Below are 19,114 nucleotides of genomic sequence, written 5' to 3'. Positions count from 1 at the left end.
GGCGAAGAGGACCTCGCTCGAGGCCCAGTAGCCTCGACCAGGCAACCTCTCCCAGGCCCTGGCGCCGAACTCCCTGACCACCAGCCCGCACCGATCCACCTATCGGCACCAAGATGGATACCCCTTTCTGGAAGAGCTTCCGCAACTACGTCCTTGAGGTCTGTGTCTGAGCTTGCTATAGCCGTGGTGCCAGTCGGCAGAAACGCTAATGTGAGTGCAGCTGCGGCTGTAGTCATTAAAATGCGCGGGCGCCGGCTGCCCATATGTCAATCCCCTTCGATTGCAACTTGGTCATGCACATTACCGTAAACTGTGTAGTGCCTGAGATTCAACTGACCGGCACGTATTCGTGCAGCAAGCTGTTTGACCCGTTGGGTGCTGCCCGGGAAGGCGCCACGCCTCGATGCGATCTGGGCTGACGCCTATCGTGCCGCAGTCGCGACGGTCACACCCGAGCGTGACCGCCTCGCGGTCGAGGTCGAGGAGTTGCGCGGCGAAGTTGATGCACTCACCGCGACGGTGGAGGATGTGGAGACACCGGACGGACTGCCATAGTTCAGAGCGGATTTGGCAACGCTCGCTGACAGCGAGTTCTCGGTGTTGACATGGCAACTTCACAGATGAGACGTTCGTCACAGCTTGTCGCTTCAGGGGCGAAAGGAAATGGTTCCATGGTTGGGCGAACACGTGCGGCGACGATCGCAGGCGGGTCCGCGGTGGCTTTACTGTCGATTGCTTTGGGCGGCTCCTCGGCAATGGCGCAGGGAAGCGACGGCCAGAGAGACGGTTCAGCGGGGATGAGCATGGCAGCTGAAAGCTATCAGGAGTCTCATGGTGTCTCCGATGCCGTTGCCGAAGACGCAATCGCAGATCAGGAAAGCGCCGCTCAACTTCTCCACGATAACGGCGCAACGCTCGGCGTTGACGCCGACATGTGGGTCGAGCACGAGGCAGGCAACCAGACGCTGCATGTCCGGACCGCGGACAGTAGCCTGACCACGGAGCTGAAGAATTCCCTCGCCCTAACCGAGACCGAGCTGATCATCCATGAGGAAGCGGTGGGCACGGCGCCGAAGACCATGGCGGACGAAGACCTCAACGAAGAAGTCAAAGAGATCACCCCGGGCCTCCAGGGGATGTACTCTCGAGCATCCGATGGTGTTCTTGTGGTCGAAACACTCGATGAGCTGACTGACGACGAACTCTCAGAGATCGGGGAGATCCTTGGTTATGATGACGTCGAGCTCAACACCGTTCACGAGCCATCATCGGATCAGTTGACGGTCAGAGGAGGTGCTGCCATGACGTCATGCACCACAGGCTTCGCTGGAACCTACGCCGGGGAGATCGGCGTCATTTCGGCCCGCCACTGCGGCGAAAGCGAACAGAGCGTTTACGACGCTCCGGTCGATACCAGCGGGGACTCCGCACCCACTGACCACACCATGTCAACGTACAAGCGCCGTGCTGACATCGGATTCTTCGCGGTTCCGTCCGGAAGCACGCTCTCCAGCACGTTCTACGGAGACGACCCCAGCCCGATCGATCTCGGATCAGGTCCGATCGAAGTGGGCGAAGGTTTCACCGTCTGCCACCAAGGGAAGACCACAGGATGGGCCTGTGGGGACGTCACGTCGATTGCCTATCAGCCCACCTATGACGATGCCTGTCTCGACGACGTGTGTGAAGCGACCTTCGTGCGGGTAGGAGCGGTCAACCAGAATCCCGGAGACAGCGGCGGTCCATGGATCACGGGCGAGAACAGTGCGATAGGCATCCATAAGGGGGGTGGGGACAACTTCGGGATCTACTCCAAGCTCATCTACGGTGTGGATGAAGACGGTGCCTCCCTTTACCGTTGATGCCGATACGAACGACCTTGGGGTTGGGATATGAGAACGATCCGACTTCTGGTTCTCTGTCTGGCAGTCGCAGTCGGCGGTTGCACCTCTTCCAATCCGCCTGTGCCATCCTCTTCCGTCTCTGTGTTCGAGCCGAGGGATGATTCAGGCGCGGGCAATCAAGCTCTCCTAGAGGCTGAGGTAGGCGTGATCGACGGCTGCGCTGTCGTCAGATCAAAGTCGCACGGCGAGGTATTCATCCCGATCTTCCCGGTTGGCGATGACCGAATCGACGAAATGACCCCGGGCGAGAGCATCGAGCTTGGAGGCAGCGGTTCACCTCGCCCCCCTGATCAATCGACGATCCCGAACGAGTGCGACGGAGTCAGCGAGAAGTACTGGATAGTGCATTGATTCGCTAATGGGGATGCGGCATGATCTGTCAGTGGTTGAAGGACCGTTCGATGTGCTGAGGCAGAACTGTCACCGAAGTCCTACGACATGACATGAGGGACTGGGCGGCCCATACCTCAGGAGTGGCGCTCATGCCTCCGGTTCGGGGATGCGGGCGATGAGTGCGCCCACCTGCTCGGCCAGCCGGTCCCGCTCGGCCTCGACCGCTGCCGCACGGTCCTCTGCACGCTCAGCACGTGCCACCGCCTCGCCCCGCTCGGACACGGCGGTCGTGCGCGCCTGGTCGGCTTCTTCGAGGCGGGCAGCGTGCTCGTCCCGCTCGGTCTCCACATCCTCAACCGTCGCAGTCAGTGCATCGACCTCGCCGCGCAACTCCTCGACCTCGACCGCGAGGCGGTCACGCTCGGGCGTGATCGTCGCGACTGCGGCACGGTAGGCGTCAGCCCAGATCGCATCAAGTCTCCCGCGCACGTCGGCGGGCACCTCGGGCACCTCGACCTCAGTCTCATCGGCCTGCGCCTCACGCCACGCACGCGCGGCCACGGCCGCGACAGCCATGCGCACACCAGCAGCCTCACGCACAGCGCGTGCGGTGACGGCACGACCTCGATCTGCGAGGTCGCGGGCAGCAGCTTCGGCGCGAGCCTCGGGAGTCGTGGTTTCCTGTGTGTCAGTCATGCCAGCACGGACGAGTACGCGAGTCCGCCGAATCCCATGACGGCGGCGTACGGCAGCGCCTTCGCGTCGACGAAGCTGCTGGGTCGGAATGACTTCAGCAGGACCCTGTCCTCAGCGGTGATCGTGCGCTCGGGGACTCTGTAGGCGAGTGCCGCGAGCATCGCGAGGAGTCCGCAGGCGGAGGCGACCCAGAAGAGTGAGGAGAAGCCGAACTGGGCGGCGAGCGTCACGCCGAGGAAGGGACCCACAGCAGTGGCGAGGGTCGTCGCAGTGCCGAAGTAGCCGTTGCCCTCCGCTCTGCGCGCGGATGGGATCACCGACTGGATCGAGGCCACGAGCGCCGTGTTCCCCAGACCGAAGGCGAACCCGTGCACCAGGCGGACGGCGATCAGCAGTCCCAGACCGTCAGCGGGGATGTATGCGAGGCCGGCGATGACGAACACGGCCATGGTCACGACGAGCATCCGCCGTCGTCCCACGAGGTCGAGGAACTTGCCCGCGAGGACCCTCCCGACCACGGCACCGATGATGAAGCCTGAGGAGGCGAGCCCGGCGCCTGCGTCCGAGGCGGAGAACCGGTCGACGGCGTAGACCGCCATCGTCGTCATGAGGAGGTAGAAGACCGTCGACATGAAGAGATTCACGACGATGCCGATGACGAATGTCCGGGTCCACAGTCTCTGCTCAGTCACTCGGGACAGTCTATGGCCGTGCCGACGCAGGCAGCGCGCGGGGCGGTGGGGTCGGCCGCCGCCTCAGCGCCTCCGGGGCGCACCGGCGCGGCCCGCGCGCGGGAACCGACCGTGGACCAGCGCGTACCATCCCGCGGCGACGGCGACGAACACCGCGCACAGGACGTAGAGCGCGGAGTAGCCCCAGGCTCCCGCGGCCGCACCCAGGACGATCGCGCCCAGCCCCATTCCCAGGTCCATGCTCAGCAGGTAGGTCGACGTGACGAGGCCGACGCGGCTGAGTCCCGCGGTCCGCACGGCGATCGCCATCGCACAGGTGATGAGTGATCCGTAGCCGAACCCCGCGAGCAGACCGGCGAGCACCATGCCGGGCACGCTGGGCCAGAAGGCGAGGAGCAGGCAGGAGGCGGCGAACGTCACGAACAGCGGGTAGAGGACGACGTTGTCTCCGTACACGTCCTGGATCCGTCCGATCGTGAGGCGCGCGCTGAGCGATGCGACGGCGAAGCAGGCGAAGAACACCGGTGACGACGAGGCACCGGCGCCCGAGGCCTCGGCGTGGGTGGCGAGGAACGCGAGGATCCCCGAGTAGGCCGCGCTGCCCAGGAAGATGACGGCTCCCATGCGGAAGCCGTCCGGGTCGGCGAGGGTCCGCGGATGCGGGGACAGGGCGTCCCGCAGCTGCCCGGCGGTGAGCCTGCGCTCGGGCAACCGGAGGAAGGGGACACCCACGAGCGCGATGAGGGAGAACGCCAGCGAGATCCCGAAGAGGACCTCGTACCCCCATGCGTCCACGGTCGACACCGCGATGAGCGGGCCCAGAGCGGATCCCAGCGTCATCGACGTCGCGAAGTAGCCGCTGCCCTCCGACCGTCGGTCCGACGGGATGAGGTCCTGCGCGGCCGCGTTGAGCGTCGTGTGCCCGGCACCGAACAGCATGCCGTGCACCAGCCGCGACAGGATGAACAGGCCCAGGGTGTCGACGAAGAAGTAGGCGAGGGAGACGACGGCGGCGAGCACCAGTGCGATCGTGAGAAGCCGGCGGCGGCCGACCACGTCCATGAGCTTCCCCGCGAGCGGTCGTGTGAGAACGGATCCCAGGACGAATGCCGTCGAGGCGAATCCTGCTGCGGTGTCCCCCGCTGCGAACCGCAGGACGGCATAGCCGACCATCGAGGTGACGAGGAGGTAGAAGACGAAGGCGAGGAAGACGCTGATGACGAGCGCGACGGTGAAGTCCTTGTTCCACAGCCGCCGCTGCGACATGGTCCTCCTCGGATCAGATCATGACTGAACGCCCGATAAGTGTGCTGGTGCGATGCTATCCCATCGGTCAGTGCACGAGGCAGGCGATCAGGGCACGAGGCAGGCGTAGAGGAGCATGTCCCGCCTGCTCCCGCCGATCCACTGGTGGCTGCGCAGCAGTCCCTCCCGGAGGTAGCCCGCAGACTCCGCGGTGCGCATGGAGCCGGAGTTCCACGGTTCGATGTACAGCTCGATGCGGTGCAGGCCCGGCAGCTGCGCCGCGAAGTCGGTGAGTGTGCGCAGCGCATCCGCCCCCAGGCCCTGACCGCGGTGCTCGGGGGCGAGTGCGTAGCCCGCGGTCGCGCGTCCGTCCGGAAGCGCACGCAGCCACAGTCCGCAGTTGCCCACTGCCGCGTCCGCCTGCTCGTCGACGATCGTGAAGGAGTAGCCCGCACCGCGGTCCCTGCTGTCCCGCTGCCGTACGATCCATGCCCGCGCCTGCTCGTGCGTCGCATCGGGCGGGAGCGATCCGATCGTCGGGACGTACGGATCCGAGGAGAGGCTGCGTGCCATCGGGATGTCCCGGTCATCGGCCCTGCGCAGGGCCACTCGCTCCCCCACGAGGGGCTGCTCCGGCCACGGCGGCAGGTTCGAGGTCATACCCCATGGTCCCTTGGATCCGCTTCCCCGTCACGCGTTCGCACCGCTCGTGAGCCGGGCTCCGGAGAATCGCGCAGACGTCCGCGTAGGCAGACGTCCACGTAGTCTGGTTCCATGAGCGAATGGACGATGCAGTCACCCTCCCGTGTCCCGACCCCGATCGACGAAGTCGCGGAGCAGCATTTCCAGGGCATGCTCGATCTGTCCCCGTCTCTGCGGATCGAAGTGGGTGCGCCCGGTCGCGACGATGAGCTCGACGACTTCTCCCCCGGCGGTCTCGCTGCCCAGGATGCGCTGAACGCCCGCACGCTCGCCACACTCGAGGCCACAGAGGCCGAGTCCCGCGCGACGGGCCTCTTCGACGAGGTCGACGCGGTGACCGCGGATGCCCTGCGCGAGAGGCTGGGACTCGAGCGGGAGCTGCACGCGCTGGGCGCGGGACTGTCCGACCTGAACGTGATCACCTCGCCCTTCCAGACGGTCCGGGAGTTCTTCGATCTGGTGCCGACGGCCTCGGAGGCGGATTGGGAGGCCAATGCCGCACGCCTGCGCGCGGTGGGCCAAGCGCTCGCCGGGCACCGCGAGTCCCTGCTGGAGGCGCGGGCGAACGGCCGGGTCGCCGCCCGCACGCAGGTCGCCGCGGTCATCGGGCAGGCGCGCTCCGCCGCCGAGGCCGCGGGACATTTCGACCGCTTCGTCGCCACCGCGAGCGGGACGGTCTCCGCCGGGCTGCTGCGAGAGCTCGAGGATGCGGCGGACACCGCCCGGACCGCCAGCGGCCGGTTCGCGGACTTCCTGCAGGAGCAGCTGCTGTCCGATGCGCCCGAGGACGACGCCGTGGGCCGCGAGGAGTATGCGCTGCGCTCCCGGATGTTCCTGGGCGCGGAGATCGACCTCGACGAGACGTACGAGTGGGGTCTCGACCTGCTCGCCTCGATCGATGCGGAGCAGCGTCAGATCGCGGAATCGCTGTACCCCGGCTCCTCCGTGCGGCAGGCGATGGAGCGGCTCGACGCGGATCCGGAGCGACAGCTGCACGGACTCGACGCCCTGCGGGACTGGATGCAGTCCACCGCGGATGACGCCACAGCGGCGATGGCCGGCACCCACTTCGACATCAGCGGCCCCGTCCGGACGATCGAGTGCATGGTGCTGCCCGATGGCACCGGCGGCATCTACTACACGCCGCCCACCGCGGACTTCTCACGTCCCGGCCGCATGTGGTGGTCCGTGCCGAAGGGTGTGGAGACGTTCTCCACGTGGCAGGAGAAGACGACGGTCTACCACGAGGGCGTTCCCGGCCATCACCTCCAGTTCGGGGCGGCGGCCATGCAGGACGGCGTCCTCAACGCGTGGCGGAAGCAGGGCGTCTGGGTGTCCGGCCACGGAGAGGGCTGGGCCCTCTACGCGGAGCGCCTCATGGACGAGCTGGGCTTCCTCGCCGATCCGGGCGACCGCTTCGGGATGCTCGACTCCCAGCGCCTGCGCGCCGCCCGCGTCTGCCTGGACATCGGCGTGCACTGCCGCAAGCAGGCCCCTGACTCGCTGGGCGGCGGCGTGTGGGACAAGCAGAAGGCGTGGGAGTTCCTCACCGCCAACGTCGCGATGGAGCGCAGCTTCCTCGAGTTCGAGCTCACCCGCTACCTGGGCTGGCCCGGGCAGGCCCCCTCGTACTCGGTGGGACAGCGGATCTGGCAGGACCTGCGGGAAGCCGTGCGGATGCGCGAGGAGTCCGCGGGGAGGGAGTTCTCGCTGCGCGACTTCCACTCGCAGGCGCTCGCGCTGGGGTCCGTGGGGCTGTCGACGCTGCAGAAGGCCATGCTCGGAGGGTTCTGACGCGGCGTTCCGGCCTCTCACCAGCAGAGGACCCTGTTCAGGCCGCGCTCTGGGAGCTAGCCTGGAGGGACTACGTCATACCCCGCAGCCGCGGATCAACTGACGGACGGGAGAGGCACCATGCCGCAGAACGTCGCAGAGAAGCTCATCCACTCGCACCTGATCGAGGGGACGCCGGAGCCCGGGAATGAGATCGGGCTGGCGATCGATCAGACCCTCACCCAGGACGCCACCGGCACGATGGTGATGCTCGAGCTCGAAGCACTGGGATTGGACCGCATCCGCACGGAGCTCTCCGTGCAGTACGTCGACCACAACCTGCTGCAGACGGATCAGAAGAACCCCGAGGACCACATGTTCCTCCAGTCCGCGGCACAGCGCTACGGACTGTGGTTCTCCCGCGCCGGCAACGGCGTGTCCCACCCGGTCCACCAGGCCCGCTTCGGCCGGCCCGGGGCCACGATGATCGGCTCCGACTCCCACACGTGCGCTGCCGGTGCACTGGGCATGCTGGCGATGGGTGTGGGCGGCCTCGAGATCGCCATGGTCATGGCCGGCGATCCCCTCTACGTCTCGATGCCCCAGGTCTGGGGCGTCGAGCTCACCGGCACGCTCCCGGACTGGGTGTCCGCCAAGGACGTCATCCTCGAGATGCTGCGGCGCCACGGCGTGAAGGGCGGTGCCGGCCAGATCATCGAGTACCACGGCGAGGGCCTGGCGCAGCTCACGGCGATGGATCGCCACGTCATCGCGAACATGGGCGCTGAGCTGGGCGCGACGACCAGTGTCTTCCCCGCAGATCGCGCAGCCCGTGACTTCCTCACGGCCGTGGGCCGCGGCGATGAGTACACGAAGGTGGTCGCGGATCCCGGTGCCGCGTACGACGTGGAGGAGCACATCGACCTCTCCAGCCTGGAGCCGCTCATCGCGAAGCCGTCATCGCCCGGGAACGTCGTCCCGGTGCGGGAGGCTGCGGGCGAGGAGGTCTTCCAGGTGGTCGTCGGGTCGTCCGCGAACCCCGGACTGCGCGACTTCGCGGTCGTCGCAGAGATCATGCGCGACCACCAGCCGCACGATCGGGTGTCCCTCGACATCAACCCGTCCTCACGTGAGATCCTCGAGGACCTCACGAAGGGCGGCTGGACGTTCGACCTCATCCGCTCCGGTGCCCGCATCCACCAGTCCGGGTGCATGGGCTGCATCGGGATGGGTCAGGCACCCGCCGTCGGGCGCAACAGCCTCAGGACCATGCCCAGGAACTTCCCCGGCCGTTCGGGCACCGACGAGGACGCCGTCTGGCTGTGCTCGCCGGAGACCGCCGCGGCCGCAGCGCTCACCGGGACGATCACGGATCCGCGCGACCTCGACATGGCGTATCCGCGACCCAGGCTGCCGGACACGTACAGCGTCAACACGCGCATGCTCCTGCCGCCGCTGGGCGAGCGCGAAGCGCGCGACGTCGAGCTGGTCAAGGGCGAGAACGTGAAGTCCCTGCCCGAGTTCGACCCGCTGCCCGATGACATGGAGCTGCCGGTGATGCTCACGGTCGGCGACGACGTGTCGACCGACGAGATCATGCCGGCGGGCTCACGCGTCCTCCCCTTCCGCAGCAACATCCCGAAGATGGCGGAGTTCGTGTACCTCCAGGTCGACGACACGTATCCGACCCGCGCCGCGGAGTCCGACGGCGGCCACGCGATCGTCGGCGGCGACAACTACGGTCAGGGCTCGTCGCGTGAGCATGCAGTCATCGCGCCGCGCTACCTGGGGCTGCGGGTGGTCGTCGCGAAGTCCTTCGCCCGCATCCACTGGCAGAACCTCGCGAACTTCGGCGTGCTGCCCCTCGAGTTCGAGGACCCGGCGGATGCTGACCGGATCTCGCGGGACGACGTACTGCGCTTCACCGGACTGCGCGCAGCGCTGGAATCGTCCACGCGGGTGCCCGCCCAGGTGAACGGCGAGGAGATCGCACTCACGCACCGCCTGTCCGCGAGGCAGGTGTCCATGGTGCTCGCCGGCGGTCGCATCGCCCACCGGGCCGGCGAAGACCCGACGATCGAGGCGAAGCCCGCTCAGCCCGAGGGGTGAGCCGCGCTCATGCGCTCCCGCGCCTGCGGGATCGCATGAACTCCCCCACCACGGCGGATCCCAGGTCGTCCGCCGACGGTGCGACGACCGTGCCGCGCACGCGGCGAGCCATCGCCTCGACGAAGCGCGCGAGGCCCCGGTCCTCGCCCAGCCGGAAGAACGTCGTCTGCACGCCCTGCCGGCCCACACGGTCCAGCTGCTCGATCGTCCGGTTGATCGTCGCGGAATCGGGCGGGTAGGAGAAGACGCCCTCGCCGCTGGGCGTGAGGTAGGCGGTGGGCTCGCCGTCCGTGACGACGAGCAGGACCGGCTGCGCTGTGGGGTGCTTCCGGAAGAACTCCCCCGCCAGCAGGAGGCCGTGATGCAGGTTCGTGCCCGGGTCGTACTCCGCGGACAGTCCCACGAGTGAGTCGAGGTCCGTCGTCCGGGCGACTCTGCCGAACGTGATGAGCGTGAGGTCATCGCCGCGGAATCGTGTGCGCACCAGATGGTGGAGGGCGAGTGCGGTGCGCTTCATCGGCAGCCACCACCCGTCCATCGCCATCGAGAACGACACGTCGACCAGCAGGACGACCGCTGCGCGCGTGCGCGCCTCCGTCTCCTGCACCTCGACGTCGTCGACGCTGATCCGCACCCCGCGTGCGGGGTCCCTGCCGTCTGCGGCCGTCCGCATGATCGCGTTGCCGACGGTCCGGGCGACGTCCCAGGGCTCCGTGTCTCCGAACTCCCATTCCCGCGTGGACCCGGTCTGCTCCCCCGCGATCCCGCTCAGTCGCGCATCGCGCTGGCCCGACCGGCCGGACAGCCGCGTCGCCACATCGCGCAGCAGCGTCTTGCCCAGGCGCTTCAGCGCCGCCGGAGACAGCCGCAGGTCACCGTCGGCACTGCGCCGCAGATAGCCCGACTCCTGCATCCGCTCCTCGATCTCCTTGAGCTTCTGCGCATCGACGACGGCATCGTCTCCCAGCTGCCGTCCCAGTGCGTCGACATCGACGTCCGACAGCGAGGAACCGGGGTAGGACTGGCTCAGCTGCTGTGCGAGGCGGTCCAGCTCCGCGAGGTCCTCGAGCGCACGGGCGCCGGCACCGATCCCGAGGCCCTCGTCACCCTCGAACTCCTCCGCACCGGTCCAGTCGAGATCGGGGCGCAGAGAGCGCAGACCCGCGTCCACGCGGTCCAGCTGGTCCTGCAGCTCCGGTGAGCCGAAGGCCTGCTGCGACAGCTGCGCGAGCTCCGCACGCTGCTCCTCGGTCATGGATGCGAGCATCCGCGCCGCCGCGGCAGAACGGCGCGCCAGCATGTCGACGAGCTCATCGAGGGTCGCGGGGTCCTCCGGCAGGAGGTCCCCGTGGGCCTCCATGAACTGCGTGAAGTCCTCGGCCGTGTCCTCGCCGCGCTCGCGCTTCTCCAGCAGGTCGCCCAGGTCGCGGAGCATATCCGCCACCCGCGTGCGGTCCTCGTCCGTCGCGTTCTCGAGCGCCTCCTTCATCCCCCGGAAGCGCGCGTCGAGCGCGTCACGGCCCAGCAGATCCTCGATCTGCGCGAACGCCTGCTGCGCGTCGGCCGACTGCCAGTCATAGCCGCGCAGCTCGGACACCGCGGCCGCGGGGGAATCCGGCAGGTTCTCCATCTGCATCTCACGGAACGTCCGGTCCGTGTCGTCCATCGTGACGTCCCGCGCGAGCTGGCCCCGCTCCGCGAGCACCGCCTCGTCGAGCAGCTTCTTCACCTGGTCGATCGTCCCGCCCAGGCTGTGGCGCTCCAGCAGCGCACGGCGAGCGCGCTGGACGTCGCCGGCGAGGTCGTCGAGACCGCGCGTGTCCGCGCCGCCCCGACGCAGATACTCCCGCAGCGCCTGGTCCGGGCCGTAGCCGGCCATGACGTCGTCGGACATCGACGCCAGCGCCTCCGACAGGTCGACCGGCGGCGCAAGGGGGTCCGGACCGCCGGTGAAGCGGCCGTACCGAGCCCTCCGGTCCTCAGCCATAGACCGACTGCCCCTCCCCCGTCGCCTTCGACAGCTTCCGTGACAGGTAGAGGCCCTCGAGCGCCAGCTCGATCGCCGCGGCGCGCTGTCCCGCCGTAGTCGCGTCGAGTCGTTCCGCAACGGTGTCGTAGAGCTCCGACTCTGCGAGGTCCGGGAGATCGTCGAGGACCTCCGCCGCGGTGACCCGCGCGCCCGTAAGGAGGGTGAGGTCGCCGTCGAAGGCGGCGACGAGCGGCCCGAGGTCGACGCCGGCGAGCCGTTCGCGGGCAGTCTCAGCCGTCGCGATCCTCAGGCCGTAGTCGAGGATGTCGCGCTCACGGCCCTCCTCGCCGGGCTCGAACTCCACCTTGCCCCGCAGCACGTCGACCACGGTGCCGAGGTCGACGGGCCGGGCGACGGCCTCGGCGTCGTCAGCCGCACCGTCGACCCCGCGGACGGCGGCCCGGTGGCGGGCGGCCGCCCCGACCGTCTCCGCAGCCGCGATCGCGAACCGTGCGGACACCCCCGACGACTGGTCGATCGCAGGTGACTCCCGCAGCCCTCTGGTGAAACGGGCGATGATCTCGAGGAGGTGGTCGGGCACCTCCGCGGCGAGTGCGGCCTCCTGCCGGATGATCGCGATCTCACCGGCGAGGTCGTCCGGGTAGTGGGTGCGGACCTCCGCACCGAACCGGTCCTTGAGCGGCGTGATGATGCGGCCGCGGTTCGTGTAGTCCTCCGGGTTCGCGGAGGCGACGACGAGCACGTCCAGGGGCAGGCGCAGCACATAGCCGCGGATCTGCACATCGCGCTCCTCCATGACGGTCAGCAGCGCGACCTGGATGCGCTCCGCCAGGTCGGGCAGCTCATTGATCGCGACGATGCCGCGGTGCGCGCGGGGCACCAGGCCGAAGTGGATCGTCTCCGGGTCGCCCAGGCTGCGGCCCTCTGCGACCTTCATCGGGTCGACGTCGCCGATCATGTCTGCGACGGAGGTGTCCGGTGTGGCGAGCTTCTCGACGAACCGCTCCGACCGGTGCCGCCACACGATGGGGAGGGCATCGCCGTCCGCCGCGGCTCGCGTCCGAGCCGCCGCGGTGATCGGCAGGAACGGGTCCTCGGAGAGGTCGGTGTCCGCGATCGCGGGCGACCATTCGTCGAGCAGGTGCGTCAGCGCGCGGAGGAGTCGGGACTTGCCCTGTCCCCGCTCGCCCAGCAGCACGATGTCGTGGCCCGCGATGAGTGCGCGCTCCACCTGGGGCAGCACCGTGGCCTCGAACCCGTGGAGGCCCGGCCACGGGTCCTCACCGGCAGCGAGCTTCGCCAGCAGATTGGTGCGGATCTCATCGCGCAGCGAGCGATACCGGTATCCCGCGGCACGGAGCCCGCCCAGAGTGGTGATGTCAGACGGGCGGGAGTCTGCGGTGGGCTGCGCGTCGACGGGTGAGAGGACTTCATCGTGGGTGCTCACACCTCCACGCTAGACCGGTTCCGGGCGGGGGTCGAGGGGGTGGGACGGTCCACTCGACGAACCGCACGCGGACTCAGGCGCGGTCGGCGTCAACCCACTCCCGACCGGCCATGCCGTGCTGTCCGGCATAGGCCGCCCTGCGCGGCTGCTCCCAGCCCGCCAGCAGCTCGTCGTCGAGTGCGAACACCTCGACGCCCAGCGGGTGGCACACGCTGAGCGCATCGCCCGCGTCCTCACCGAACATCGGCACGGAGAGGTCCCCGCCGGGACACGTCGACAGCGCCACGAGCAGGTCGAACTCGGCGAAGAACTCGAAGTGGTCGCCCTGCTGCGCCGGGCAGGTCTTCATGAAGTACTCATCGCGGTCGTTGAGGCCGGTGCACTGGAAGACGTTGAGGACGTCGTGGACGTCGAACTCCGTGAGCGAATGCAGGGCGATGGCGCGGGTGAGGTTCGAGTGGCAGTGGTAGTCGAAATCCTCTCCCTCGAGCATCCGGTTGACGTAGGGGTCGCAGCGGGTGCCCAGCAGATCGTGGACGCGGCCGCCCTCCGAGTCTTCGCCGTAGTCGCGCAGCGAGTCTCCGGTGATCGTCACCATCGGCCGCAGGAAGGGCAGCGTGGACCACAGGCGGTCGAACTCGGTGACGTGCGCGGCCTGGAGCTGACGGGTCCGCGCAGCCCACATCCTCTCCCTCGGATCCGCCAGGCTCCAGATGTTCAGGTCCGCCACCTGCGGGCCCTCGATGGTGGTGATGCGGCAGACGTGCCCGGCAGGCACGACCCATGCTCGACCCGAGCGGATGGGCACCGTCAGGTCCTCCACCAGACTCTGCTGCTGGGGCGAGCGATCCCGGATCGCCGTGTAGAAGGCCCGGTCGACATCGAGCGGACCTCCGGGCACGGACTGGTACGCGGCTGCTGTCAGATCCATCGTGGCTCTCCCTCGTCGGCCTGCGGCCTGTCGGTCCGGTCCGGTCTCATCCGGTCCCGCCCGGAATCCCAGGTCCCTTCCGGTCCGGCCCGGAGGCACTCGTCCGCTCCAGGCTGTCAGCTCTGGGCTGTCGGTTCCAGGAACTCCCTCTTGATCTCGCGCTTGCGGATCTTGCCCGCCGCGTCGCGCAGCTGTCGCGTCGTGCCGACGATGTGGCGCAGCCTCTTCACCTTCGACAGGTGCTCGGTGAGGAATCCGTCGAAGTCTTCGGGGACCTCGCCATCGGCGGTCTCGATGATGAGAGCGGGAACGGAGCCCAGGTCCTCGTCCGGGATCCCCACGCAGCAGGAGGCGAGGACGGCGGGGTGCATATCACTGACCGCCTCCACTTCTGCCGGGTAGACGTTCACACCACCCACCAGCAGCATGTCGGATCGCCGGTCGGTGAGGTACAGGTAGCCGTCCTCGTCCACCCGTCCGATGTCTCCCACCGTCTCCCACTGGTCCTCGGCGGACTCCGCCTCGGCGCCCAGGTAGTGGTACGACGGCGGCTCGCCGACGCCTCGCCGCAGCCAGACCTCGCCCGTCTCCCCGACCGGGACCGGGTTGCCGTCGTCGTCACGGATACTCACCTCGCCCACCTTGGGAGTCCCGACAGAGCCCGGGTGCTCGAGCCATTCCGCGCCGGTGAGCGCAGTCGCCGCCTGCCCCTCCGTGGGTCCGTACAGCTCGTAGATCACGTCTGCACCCAGCCAGTCGATCCATGCGCGCTTGAGCCACTGCGGGCATGGGGCCGCGACGTGGAAGAAGGTCTCCACGGATGACAGGTCGTAGCCGAACTTCACGTCGTCGGGCAGCTTCCAGATGCGCTGCATCATCGCGGGCACCGCGTAGACCCACGTGGCGCGGTGCTTCTCGATCATGACCAGCGTGGTCTCCGGGTCGAAGCGCTCCATGAGCACCGTCGTGTTCCCCAGGGTGAGTGCGGCGAGCGCGTCGCTGAAGGAGGCGTTGTGGTAGAGCGCCGCAGTGATGAGGCAGACGCCGTTCTCCGGCACACCCATGACTCTGCCCAGCTGCGCGATCGCCGCAGGATCGCCAACGGCCCCGGAGACGATGAGCTTGGGTCGGCCCGTGCTGCCGCCGGACGTCGGGGACTTGAGCTGGGGTGAGACCACGGCCGGCAGCGGGTCCGCGGAGAGCTCGTCGGCCGCGCTCAGGTCTGTGATCCGCGGGACCGACAGCGCCCGGTCGGTCGTGTCGACGGCCAGTGCGGGGCTACCCACTTCGACGATGGCGTCGAGCTCGCTCTGCACGAGCTTGTCGGACACCGGCATGGGGACCGCACCGATCTTCCACGCAGCGATCGCCGCGTGCATGATGAGCGAGCCGATGCGCGACGAGATGAGCACGAAGTCCCCGACCTCCGCCCCACGCTCCTGGAAGCGCCGGGCGAGCTGGTTCGTGCGAGCCTCCAGCTGGGCGAAGGTGCTGGTACCGGTCGCGTCGATGAGTGCTGTGACCTCCCCGCGTGATGCGGCGAGAGCCTCGAACTGCTCCTGGAACGTCGCACGGACGTCCACGTCGAGCAGCGGCGCATCCGTCGCCGCCGTCGACTGCTGCGCCTGCGTGGATCCCTGTGTCGCGGATTGCTGTGTCACGGTATCGAGCCCCTCTTGCTCCGGCGGCCACAGCGTTCTCGTCGCGACTCTGCTGACGCGCGTGTGTGCCTCTCACCTGCAGATTAGGGTGTGGAATCGAACGAGGTCAATCCGACCGGTTCCTTTGCTACACTCACAAGTGAAGCTTGTTTCATTTTTTTCGGGCTTCGTCCTTTCCGCATTTGATTCAAAGGTGAACACATGAAAAGGGCACTTCAGCCATGGTCCGCACGGTCGCGAGCCGTCACCGCCACAGCCGCCGTCGCGGCGCTCAGCCTGGCTCTCTCCGCGTGCGCCGGCAGTGCCGGCGCGGGAGGCTCATCCGGCGATGCCGGCGACGGCTATGAGTACGGGGCCCCACAGGAGGACATCGACGCCGCCATCGCGGACCTCGACCCGGTGACGATCAACTATCAGATCCCGGCGACGTCGATGGAGTCACCGCAGTCCCCGATGGGCACGAACTTCAAGGAGGCCGTCGAGGAGCGGTCCGGCGGGAAGATCACGGTCGATCTCGCCTGGAACCAGTCGATCGCCACCTACGACGAGATCCACGACGCCCTCGCCGACGGTCGCGTCGACATGGCCTTCACACTCCCCGTGTACGACCCGGCCCGGTTCCCCGCCTTCAACGCGCTCAACGACATGCTGGGCGGCGATCCGTCCTCCCCCATGCTCGGCGAGATGATCGTGAACACCGTCGCAGCGGACGTCGCCTGGAAGACACCGGAGATCCTCGCGGAGCTCGAGGACAACGGCGTGACGCCCTTCGTCCCGGTGATGGCATCGAGCAACTACTACTCGATCTGCACCGAACCCGCGCCTGATCTGGACGATTGGCAGGGCCTGCAGGTGCGCGTGGGGTCTCCCGCGGCGAACGACATGGTCGATCATGTGGGAGGCACCCCGGTGTCGATCGCGGGTGTCGAGGCCTATGAGGCGCTGCAGCGCGGGACCATCGACTGCACGCTCGCCGTTCTGTCCGACGTCGTCCAGGGCGGGTTCTTCGAGGTCGCCCCGACTCTGGGCTACCCGACGGAGACGAGCTTCCCCCGAGTCTCCGGCGCGATCCTCACCGGATCGGGTGTCGAGCAGCTTCCGCTGGCCTACCAGCAGATCCTCTTCGACTCCTTCGACCACTACTACCAGGGCAGCCTGGAGTCGGGGATCGACAGCAAGGTCGATGCGATCACGATCGTGAATGAGACCGGCGTCGACATCGAGGAGGCATCGTCCGACCTCCAGGACGAGGTCCGCTCGTTCGCAGAGCTCACGCGCGACGAGGTCGCGGAGTCCGGCATCATCGGCGACGACATCGTGGAGCGCCTCGACGCATCACGCGAGCACTGGACCTCGACGGTCGAAGAGATGGGCTACGAGGAAGCCGGCGAATTCGCCGAATTCGATGAGTGGTACGACCCGGAGACCGACTACACGCCGCTCGCCACGGCTCTGTTCGAGGAATCCATGCTGGAGCACCGGCCCAGCTGATCAGGCTGATCAGGCTGGCGAACCAGCGCCTGGCGCGGCTCCCCTCAGAGGTGTCGCGCCAGGCGCTTCTCCACGAGCACGGACAGCCAGGTGGCCGGGATCGAGATGCTCGCGTAGATCAGACCTGCGAGCACGAAGAGCGTCATGTACTTGAAGCTCATCGTCGCGTTCGTGTACGCCTGGCTCATGAGCTCCGGCACTGCGACGGTGTAGGCGAGCGACGTCATCTGGAAGAGGATGACGGCGAATCCCATGAGTGACGGCAGAGCGATCCGCCACCCCTGTGGGATCACGATGTAGCGCAGGGTGTCCCACTGCGTCATGCCCAGGGCCATGGACCCCTCGACCTCTCCGCGGGGGACGGCTGACAGTCCCCCGCGCAGGTACTCCGCGCAGTACGCGGCCGTCGTCCATGTGAGGGCGAGCGTCGCGGATGTGAGGGCGGAGAGGGTGAGACCGGCCGTCGGCAGTCCGAAGTACATGAACTGCAGCATGACGAGGGCGGGCGCACCGCGTCCGACTTCGACGAACGCGATCGACACCCAGCGCACGGGCTTGTTCGCCGAGCGGGTCCCGAAGGACAGCAGGGTCGCGAGCGGGAGTCCGAAGAGCAGCGACAGCCCGGTGAGCGCGAGGCTGACACGCAGCCCGCCCAGAAGCGCGGGCAGGAACTGAACGGCGTCGGAGAAGAAGGTCATTGCGCCACCGTCCTGCTGAGTCGCTCATCCGCCATCCGCGACAGCAGCCCCACGGGAACGCTGACGAGGATGTAGACCGCGGCCGCCACCATGAAGACCGTGATGCCCTCTCCGGACGTGCGCGCGTAGTTGCCGGATGCGAACACCATCTCAGCGACTCCGATCGTCGACGCGATCGACGAGTCCTTCAGCAGCCCGATCCCATAGGTCGTGTACCCGGGGATCGCGACGCGCCACGCTTGCGGTGCGATGACCGCGCGCCAGAGGTCCACGTTCGTGAACCCGAGCGCACGTCCCGCTTCGTACTGACCCGCGGCGACGGAGGACACTGCACCGCGGAAGATCTCCGCGAGGTAGGCGCCGGACACCAGGCCCAGCCCCAGTACGGCCGCACCGAACGGAGAGAGCTTCGCCGGGCCGATCGTCACGCCGTAGTAGAAGATGAACAGCCACACGACGATCGGCACGCCGCGGAGCAGGTCGATGACCCCTCTGGAGAGCAGCCAGAGGATGCGGTACTTCGACAGCGTGCCCGCAAGCAGCGGTACGGAGACGGCGGTGCCGATGACCAGGGCGACGAACGTCACCCCGAGGGTGAGCGGAATGCCGGAGAGGACTGCCTGCAGCATCGGCATCACCTCTGCAGGACAGCACGCAGGAAGTCCTGCGTGCGCGGGTGGTTCGGGTCCTCCATGATCCGCTTCGGATCCCCCTGCTCGATGATCCGCCCGTCCGCCATGACGACGAGGTCGTCCGACACAGTGCGGGCGAAGCCCATCTCGTGCGTCACGACGATCATCGTCATGCCGTCGTTCGCCAGTTCGTGCATCACCTCGAGCACTTCGACGCCGACTTCGGGGTCGAGCGACGAGGTGGGCTCATCGAACAGCATCACAGTGGGTTCGAGAGCGAGCGCCCGGGCGATCGCGATCCGCTGCTGCTGGCCTCCCGAGCACCGATTCGGATACTGGCTGCCCTTGTCCCCCAGGCCCATGCGCGTCAGCAGCTCGTGCGTCTTCTGCTCCGCCTCCGCCTTGGACCGACCGAGGATGCGCTGCTGGGGCAGGGTCACATTCCGCATCACCGACATGTGCGGGAAGAGGTTGAAGTGCTGGAAGACCATCCCGGCCTCACGCCGCAGGGCGTAGAGCTGACGATTGGTGAACCTCGACTCCGCGTCGATGCGATGTCCGCTGATGTCGATGGTCCCGGAATCAGGCCGCTCCAGCAGGTTCAGGCACCTGAGCACCGTCGACTTCCCCGCCCCTGACGGCCCGATCATCGCGGTCACCGTGCCCTCGAGGACTGTCATGTCGATGTCCTCGAGGACGACGTTGTCGCCGAACGACTTCGCCAGGTGCCGGACCGTCACCTTCGCGTCGCGCCCCGGGAAGCGCTCTTCCGGCAGATCGATCACTGGATCTCCTCCGTCCCTCCGTGCA

The 19,114-nt window shown here is 67.8% G+C and carries 17 protein-coding genes; 6 read left to right on the top strand and 11 right to left on the bottom strand.

Annotated elements, in window-relative coordinates; all coding sequences use genetic code 11:
• The first annotated feature begins 363 nt into the window (after positions 1–363).
• The 3 genes from BSP109_RS11450 (at position 364) to BSP109_RS16975 (ending at position 2,255) form a co-directional block, all read left to right on the top strand.
• Positions 364–555 carry a hypothetical protein gene (locus BSP109_RS11450; protein WP_146001141.1) on the top strand — a complete coding sequence of 64 codons (192 nt, stop codon included), beginning with the start codon at positions 364–366 and terminating at the stop codon, positions 553–555.
• Between the two features lie 248 nt (positions 556–803).
• Positions 804–1,862, top strand: coding sequence for a S1 family peptidase (locus BSP109_RS11445; RefSeq protein ID WP_180959712.1), 1,059 nt, complete (start codon positions 804–806; stop codon positions 1,860–1,862).
• A 102-nt stretch (positions 1,863–1,964) separates the two neighbouring features.
• Positions 1,965–2,255 (top strand): hypothetical protein, encoded by a 291-nt coding sequence (locus BSP109_RS16975; protein ID WP_146001140.1) that lies wholly within the window; start codon positions 1,965–1,967, stop codon positions 2,253–2,255.
• A 129-nt stretch (positions 2,256–2,384) separates the two neighbouring features.
• Here the strand turns inward: BSP109_RS16975 and BSP109_RS11440 are convergent, their stop codons facing one another.
• The 4 genes from BSP109_RS11440 to BSP109_RS11425 form a co-directional block, all read right to left on the bottom strand.
• Entirely contained in the window at positions 2,385–2,933 is a 549-nt protein-coding gene (locus BSP109_RS11440) for a DNA-binding protein (RefSeq protein WP_101600727.1), read from the bottom strand.
• A complete protein-coding gene (locus tag BSP109_RS11435) occupies positions 2,930–3,625 on the bottom strand; it encodes an MFS transporter (RefSeq protein WP_101600725.1) in 696 nt (231 codons plus the stop codon). The genes BSP109_RS11440 and BSP109_RS11435 overlap by 4 nt, the downstream gene beginning before the upstream one ends.
• Positions 3,626–3,688: 63 nt before the next feature.
• Positions 3,689–4,891 (bottom strand): MFS transporter, encoded by a 1,203-nt coding sequence (locus BSP109_RS11430; RefSeq protein WP_101600724.1) that lies wholly within the window; start codon positions 4,889–4,891, stop codon positions 3,689–3,691.
• Between the two features lie 87 nt (positions 4,892–4,978).
• Positions 4,979–5,530 (bottom strand): GNAT family N-acetyltransferase, encoded by a 552-nt coding sequence (locus tag BSP109_RS11425; RefSeq protein ID WP_101600722.1) that lies wholly within the window; start codon positions 5,528–5,530, stop codon positions 4,979–4,981.
• A 114-nt stretch (positions 5,531–5,644) separates the two neighbouring features.
• On the opposite strand from BSP109_RS11425, the gene BSP109_RS11420 reads away from it, so the two are divergent.
• The gene (locus BSP109_RS11420; RefSeq protein WP_101600720.1) at positions 5,645–7,366 is read left to right on the top strand and encodes a DUF885 domain-containing protein; all 1,722 of its coding nucleotides are present in this window, start codon (positions 5,645–5,647) and stop codon (positions 7,364–7,366) included.
• A 120-nt stretch (positions 7,367–7,486) separates the two neighbouring features.
• Complete coding sequence (locus BSP109_RS11415; RefSeq protein ID WP_101600718.1) at positions 7,487–9,454, top strand: aconitate hydratase; 1,968 nt, start codon at positions 7,487–7,489, stop codon at positions 9,452–9,454.
• Positions 9,455–9,461: 7 nt separating this feature from the next.
• On the opposite strand, the gene BSP109_RS11410 is transcribed toward BSP109_RS11415, so the two are convergent.
• The 4 genes from BSP109_RS11410 to BSP109_RS11395 all read right to left on the bottom strand — a co-directional run bounded on the left by BSP109_RS11410 (position 9,462) and on the right by BSP109_RS11395 (position 15,483).
• Positions 9,462–11,441 carry a VWA domain-containing protein gene (locus BSP109_RS11410; protein WP_087009410.1) on the bottom strand — a complete coding sequence of 660 codons (1,980 nt, stop codon included), beginning with the start codon at positions 11,439–11,441 and terminating at the stop codon, positions 9,462–9,464.
• The gene (locus BSP109_RS11405; RefSeq protein WP_087009442.1) at positions 11,434–12,822 is read right to left on the bottom strand and encodes a sigma 54-interacting transcriptional regulator; all 1,389 of its coding nucleotides are present in this window, start codon (positions 12,820–12,822) and stop codon (positions 11,434–11,436) included. Before BSP109_RS11405 ends, BSP109_RS11410 begins: the two co-directional genes overlap by 8 nt.
• A 142-nt stretch (positions 12,823–12,964) precedes the next feature.
• Complete coding sequence (locus BSP109_RS11400) at positions 12,965–13,822, bottom strand: DUF1989 domain-containing protein (protein ID WP_101600717.1); 858 nt, start codon at positions 13,820–13,822, stop codon at positions 12,965–12,967.
• Positions 13,823–13,938: 116 nt separating this feature from the next.
• Entirely contained in the window at positions 13,939–15,483 is a 1,545-nt protein-coding gene (locus BSP109_RS11395; RefSeq protein WP_146001139.1) for an AMP-binding protein, read from the bottom strand.
• A 201-nt stretch (positions 15,484–15,684) separates the two neighbouring features.
• Between BSP109_RS11395 and BSP109_RS11390 the strand changes: the two genes are divergently transcribed.
• Positions 15,685–16,974 carry a C4-dicarboxylate ABC transporter substrate-binding protein gene (locus tag BSP109_RS11390; protein ID WP_101600714.1) on the top strand — a complete coding sequence of 430 codons (1,290 nt, stop codon included), beginning with the start codon at positions 15,685–15,687 and terminating at the stop codon, positions 16,972–16,974.
• A gap of 44 nt (positions 16,975–17,018) precedes the next feature.
• Here the strand turns inward: BSP109_RS11390 and BSP109_RS11385 are convergent, their stop codons facing one another.
• Genes BSP109_RS11385 through BSP109_RS11375 form a run of 3 tightly spaced genes read right to left on the bottom strand, consistent with a single transcriptional unit; the run spans position 17,019 to position 19,089 of the window.
• Positions 17,019–17,672 carry an amino acid ABC transporter permease gene (locus BSP109_RS11385; RefSeq protein ID WP_101600711.1) on the bottom strand — a complete coding sequence of 218 codons (654 nt, stop codon included), beginning with the start codon at positions 17,670–17,672 and terminating at the stop codon, positions 17,019–17,021.
• Entirely contained in the window at positions 17,669–18,301 is a 633-nt protein-coding gene (locus BSP109_RS11380; protein ID WP_257944666.1) for an amino acid ABC transporter permease, read from the bottom strand. The genes BSP109_RS11385 and BSP109_RS11380 overlap by 4 nt, the downstream gene beginning before the upstream one ends.
• A gap of 5 nt (positions 18,302–18,306) precedes the next feature.
• A complete protein-coding gene (locus BSP109_RS11375) occupies positions 18,307–19,089 on the bottom strand; it encodes an amino acid ABC transporter ATP-binding protein (protein WP_308297913.1) in 783 nt (260 codons plus the stop codon).
• Positions 19,090–19,114 lie beyond the last annotated feature (25 nt).

The organism is Brevibacterium sp. Mu109 (assembly GCF_900169375.1).
Classification (GTDB): Bacteria; Actinomycetota; Actinomycetes; order Actinomycetales; family Brevibacteriaceae; genus Brevibacterium; species Brevibacterium yomogidense_A.
Note: the sequence above shows the minus strand (reverse complement) of the source record. Positions and strands in the feature narration are given on the sequence as shown.

Excerpts from the sequence above, each read along its gene's own strand:
- BSP109_RS11445 (WP_180959712.1), top strand. The coding sequence starts at position 804 with ATGGCAGCTGAAAGCTATCAGGAGTCTCATGGTGTCTCCGATGCCGTT.
- BSP109_RS11440 (WP_101600727.1), bottom strand. The coding sequence starts at position 2,933 with ATGACTGACACACAGGAAACCACGACTCCCGAGGCTCGCGCCGAAGCT.
- BSP109_RS11430 (WP_101600724.1), bottom strand. The coding sequence starts at position 4,891 with ATGTCGCAGCGGCGGCTGTGGAACAAGGACTTCACCGTCGCGCTCGTC.
- BSP109_RS11425 (WP_101600722.1), bottom strand. The coding sequence starts at position 5,530 with ATGACCTCGAACCTGCCGCCGTGGCCGGAGCAGCCCCTCGTGGGGGAG.
- BSP109_RS11420 (WP_101600720.1), top strand. The coding sequence starts at position 5,645 with ATGAGCGAATGGACGATGCAGTCACCCTCCCGTGTCCCGACCCCGATC.
- BSP109_RS11415 (WP_101600718.1), top strand. The coding sequence starts at position 7,487 with ATGCCGCAGAACGTCGCAGAGAAGCTCATCCACTCGCACCTGATCGAG.
- BSP109_RS11410 (WP_087009410.1), bottom strand. The coding sequence starts at position 11,441 with ATGGCTGAGGACCGGAGGGCTCGGTACGGCCGCTTCACCGGCGGTCCG.
- BSP109_RS11400 (WP_101600717.1), bottom strand. The coding sequence starts at position 13,822 with ATGGATCTGACAGCAGCCGCGTACCAGTCCGTGCCCGGAGGTCCGCTC.
- BSP109_RS11390 (WP_101600714.1), top strand. The coding sequence starts at position 15,685 with ATGAAAAGGGCACTTCAGCCATGGTCCGCACGGTCGCGAGCCGTCACC.
- BSP109_RS11385 (WP_101600711.1), bottom strand. The coding sequence starts at position 17,672 with ATGACCTTCTTCTCCGACGCCGTTCAGTTCCTGCCCGCGCTTCTGGGC.
- BSP109_RS11380 (WP_257944666.1), bottom strand. The coding sequence starts at position 18,301 with ATGCTGCAGGCAGTCCTCTCCGGCATTCCGCTCACCCTCGGGGTGACG.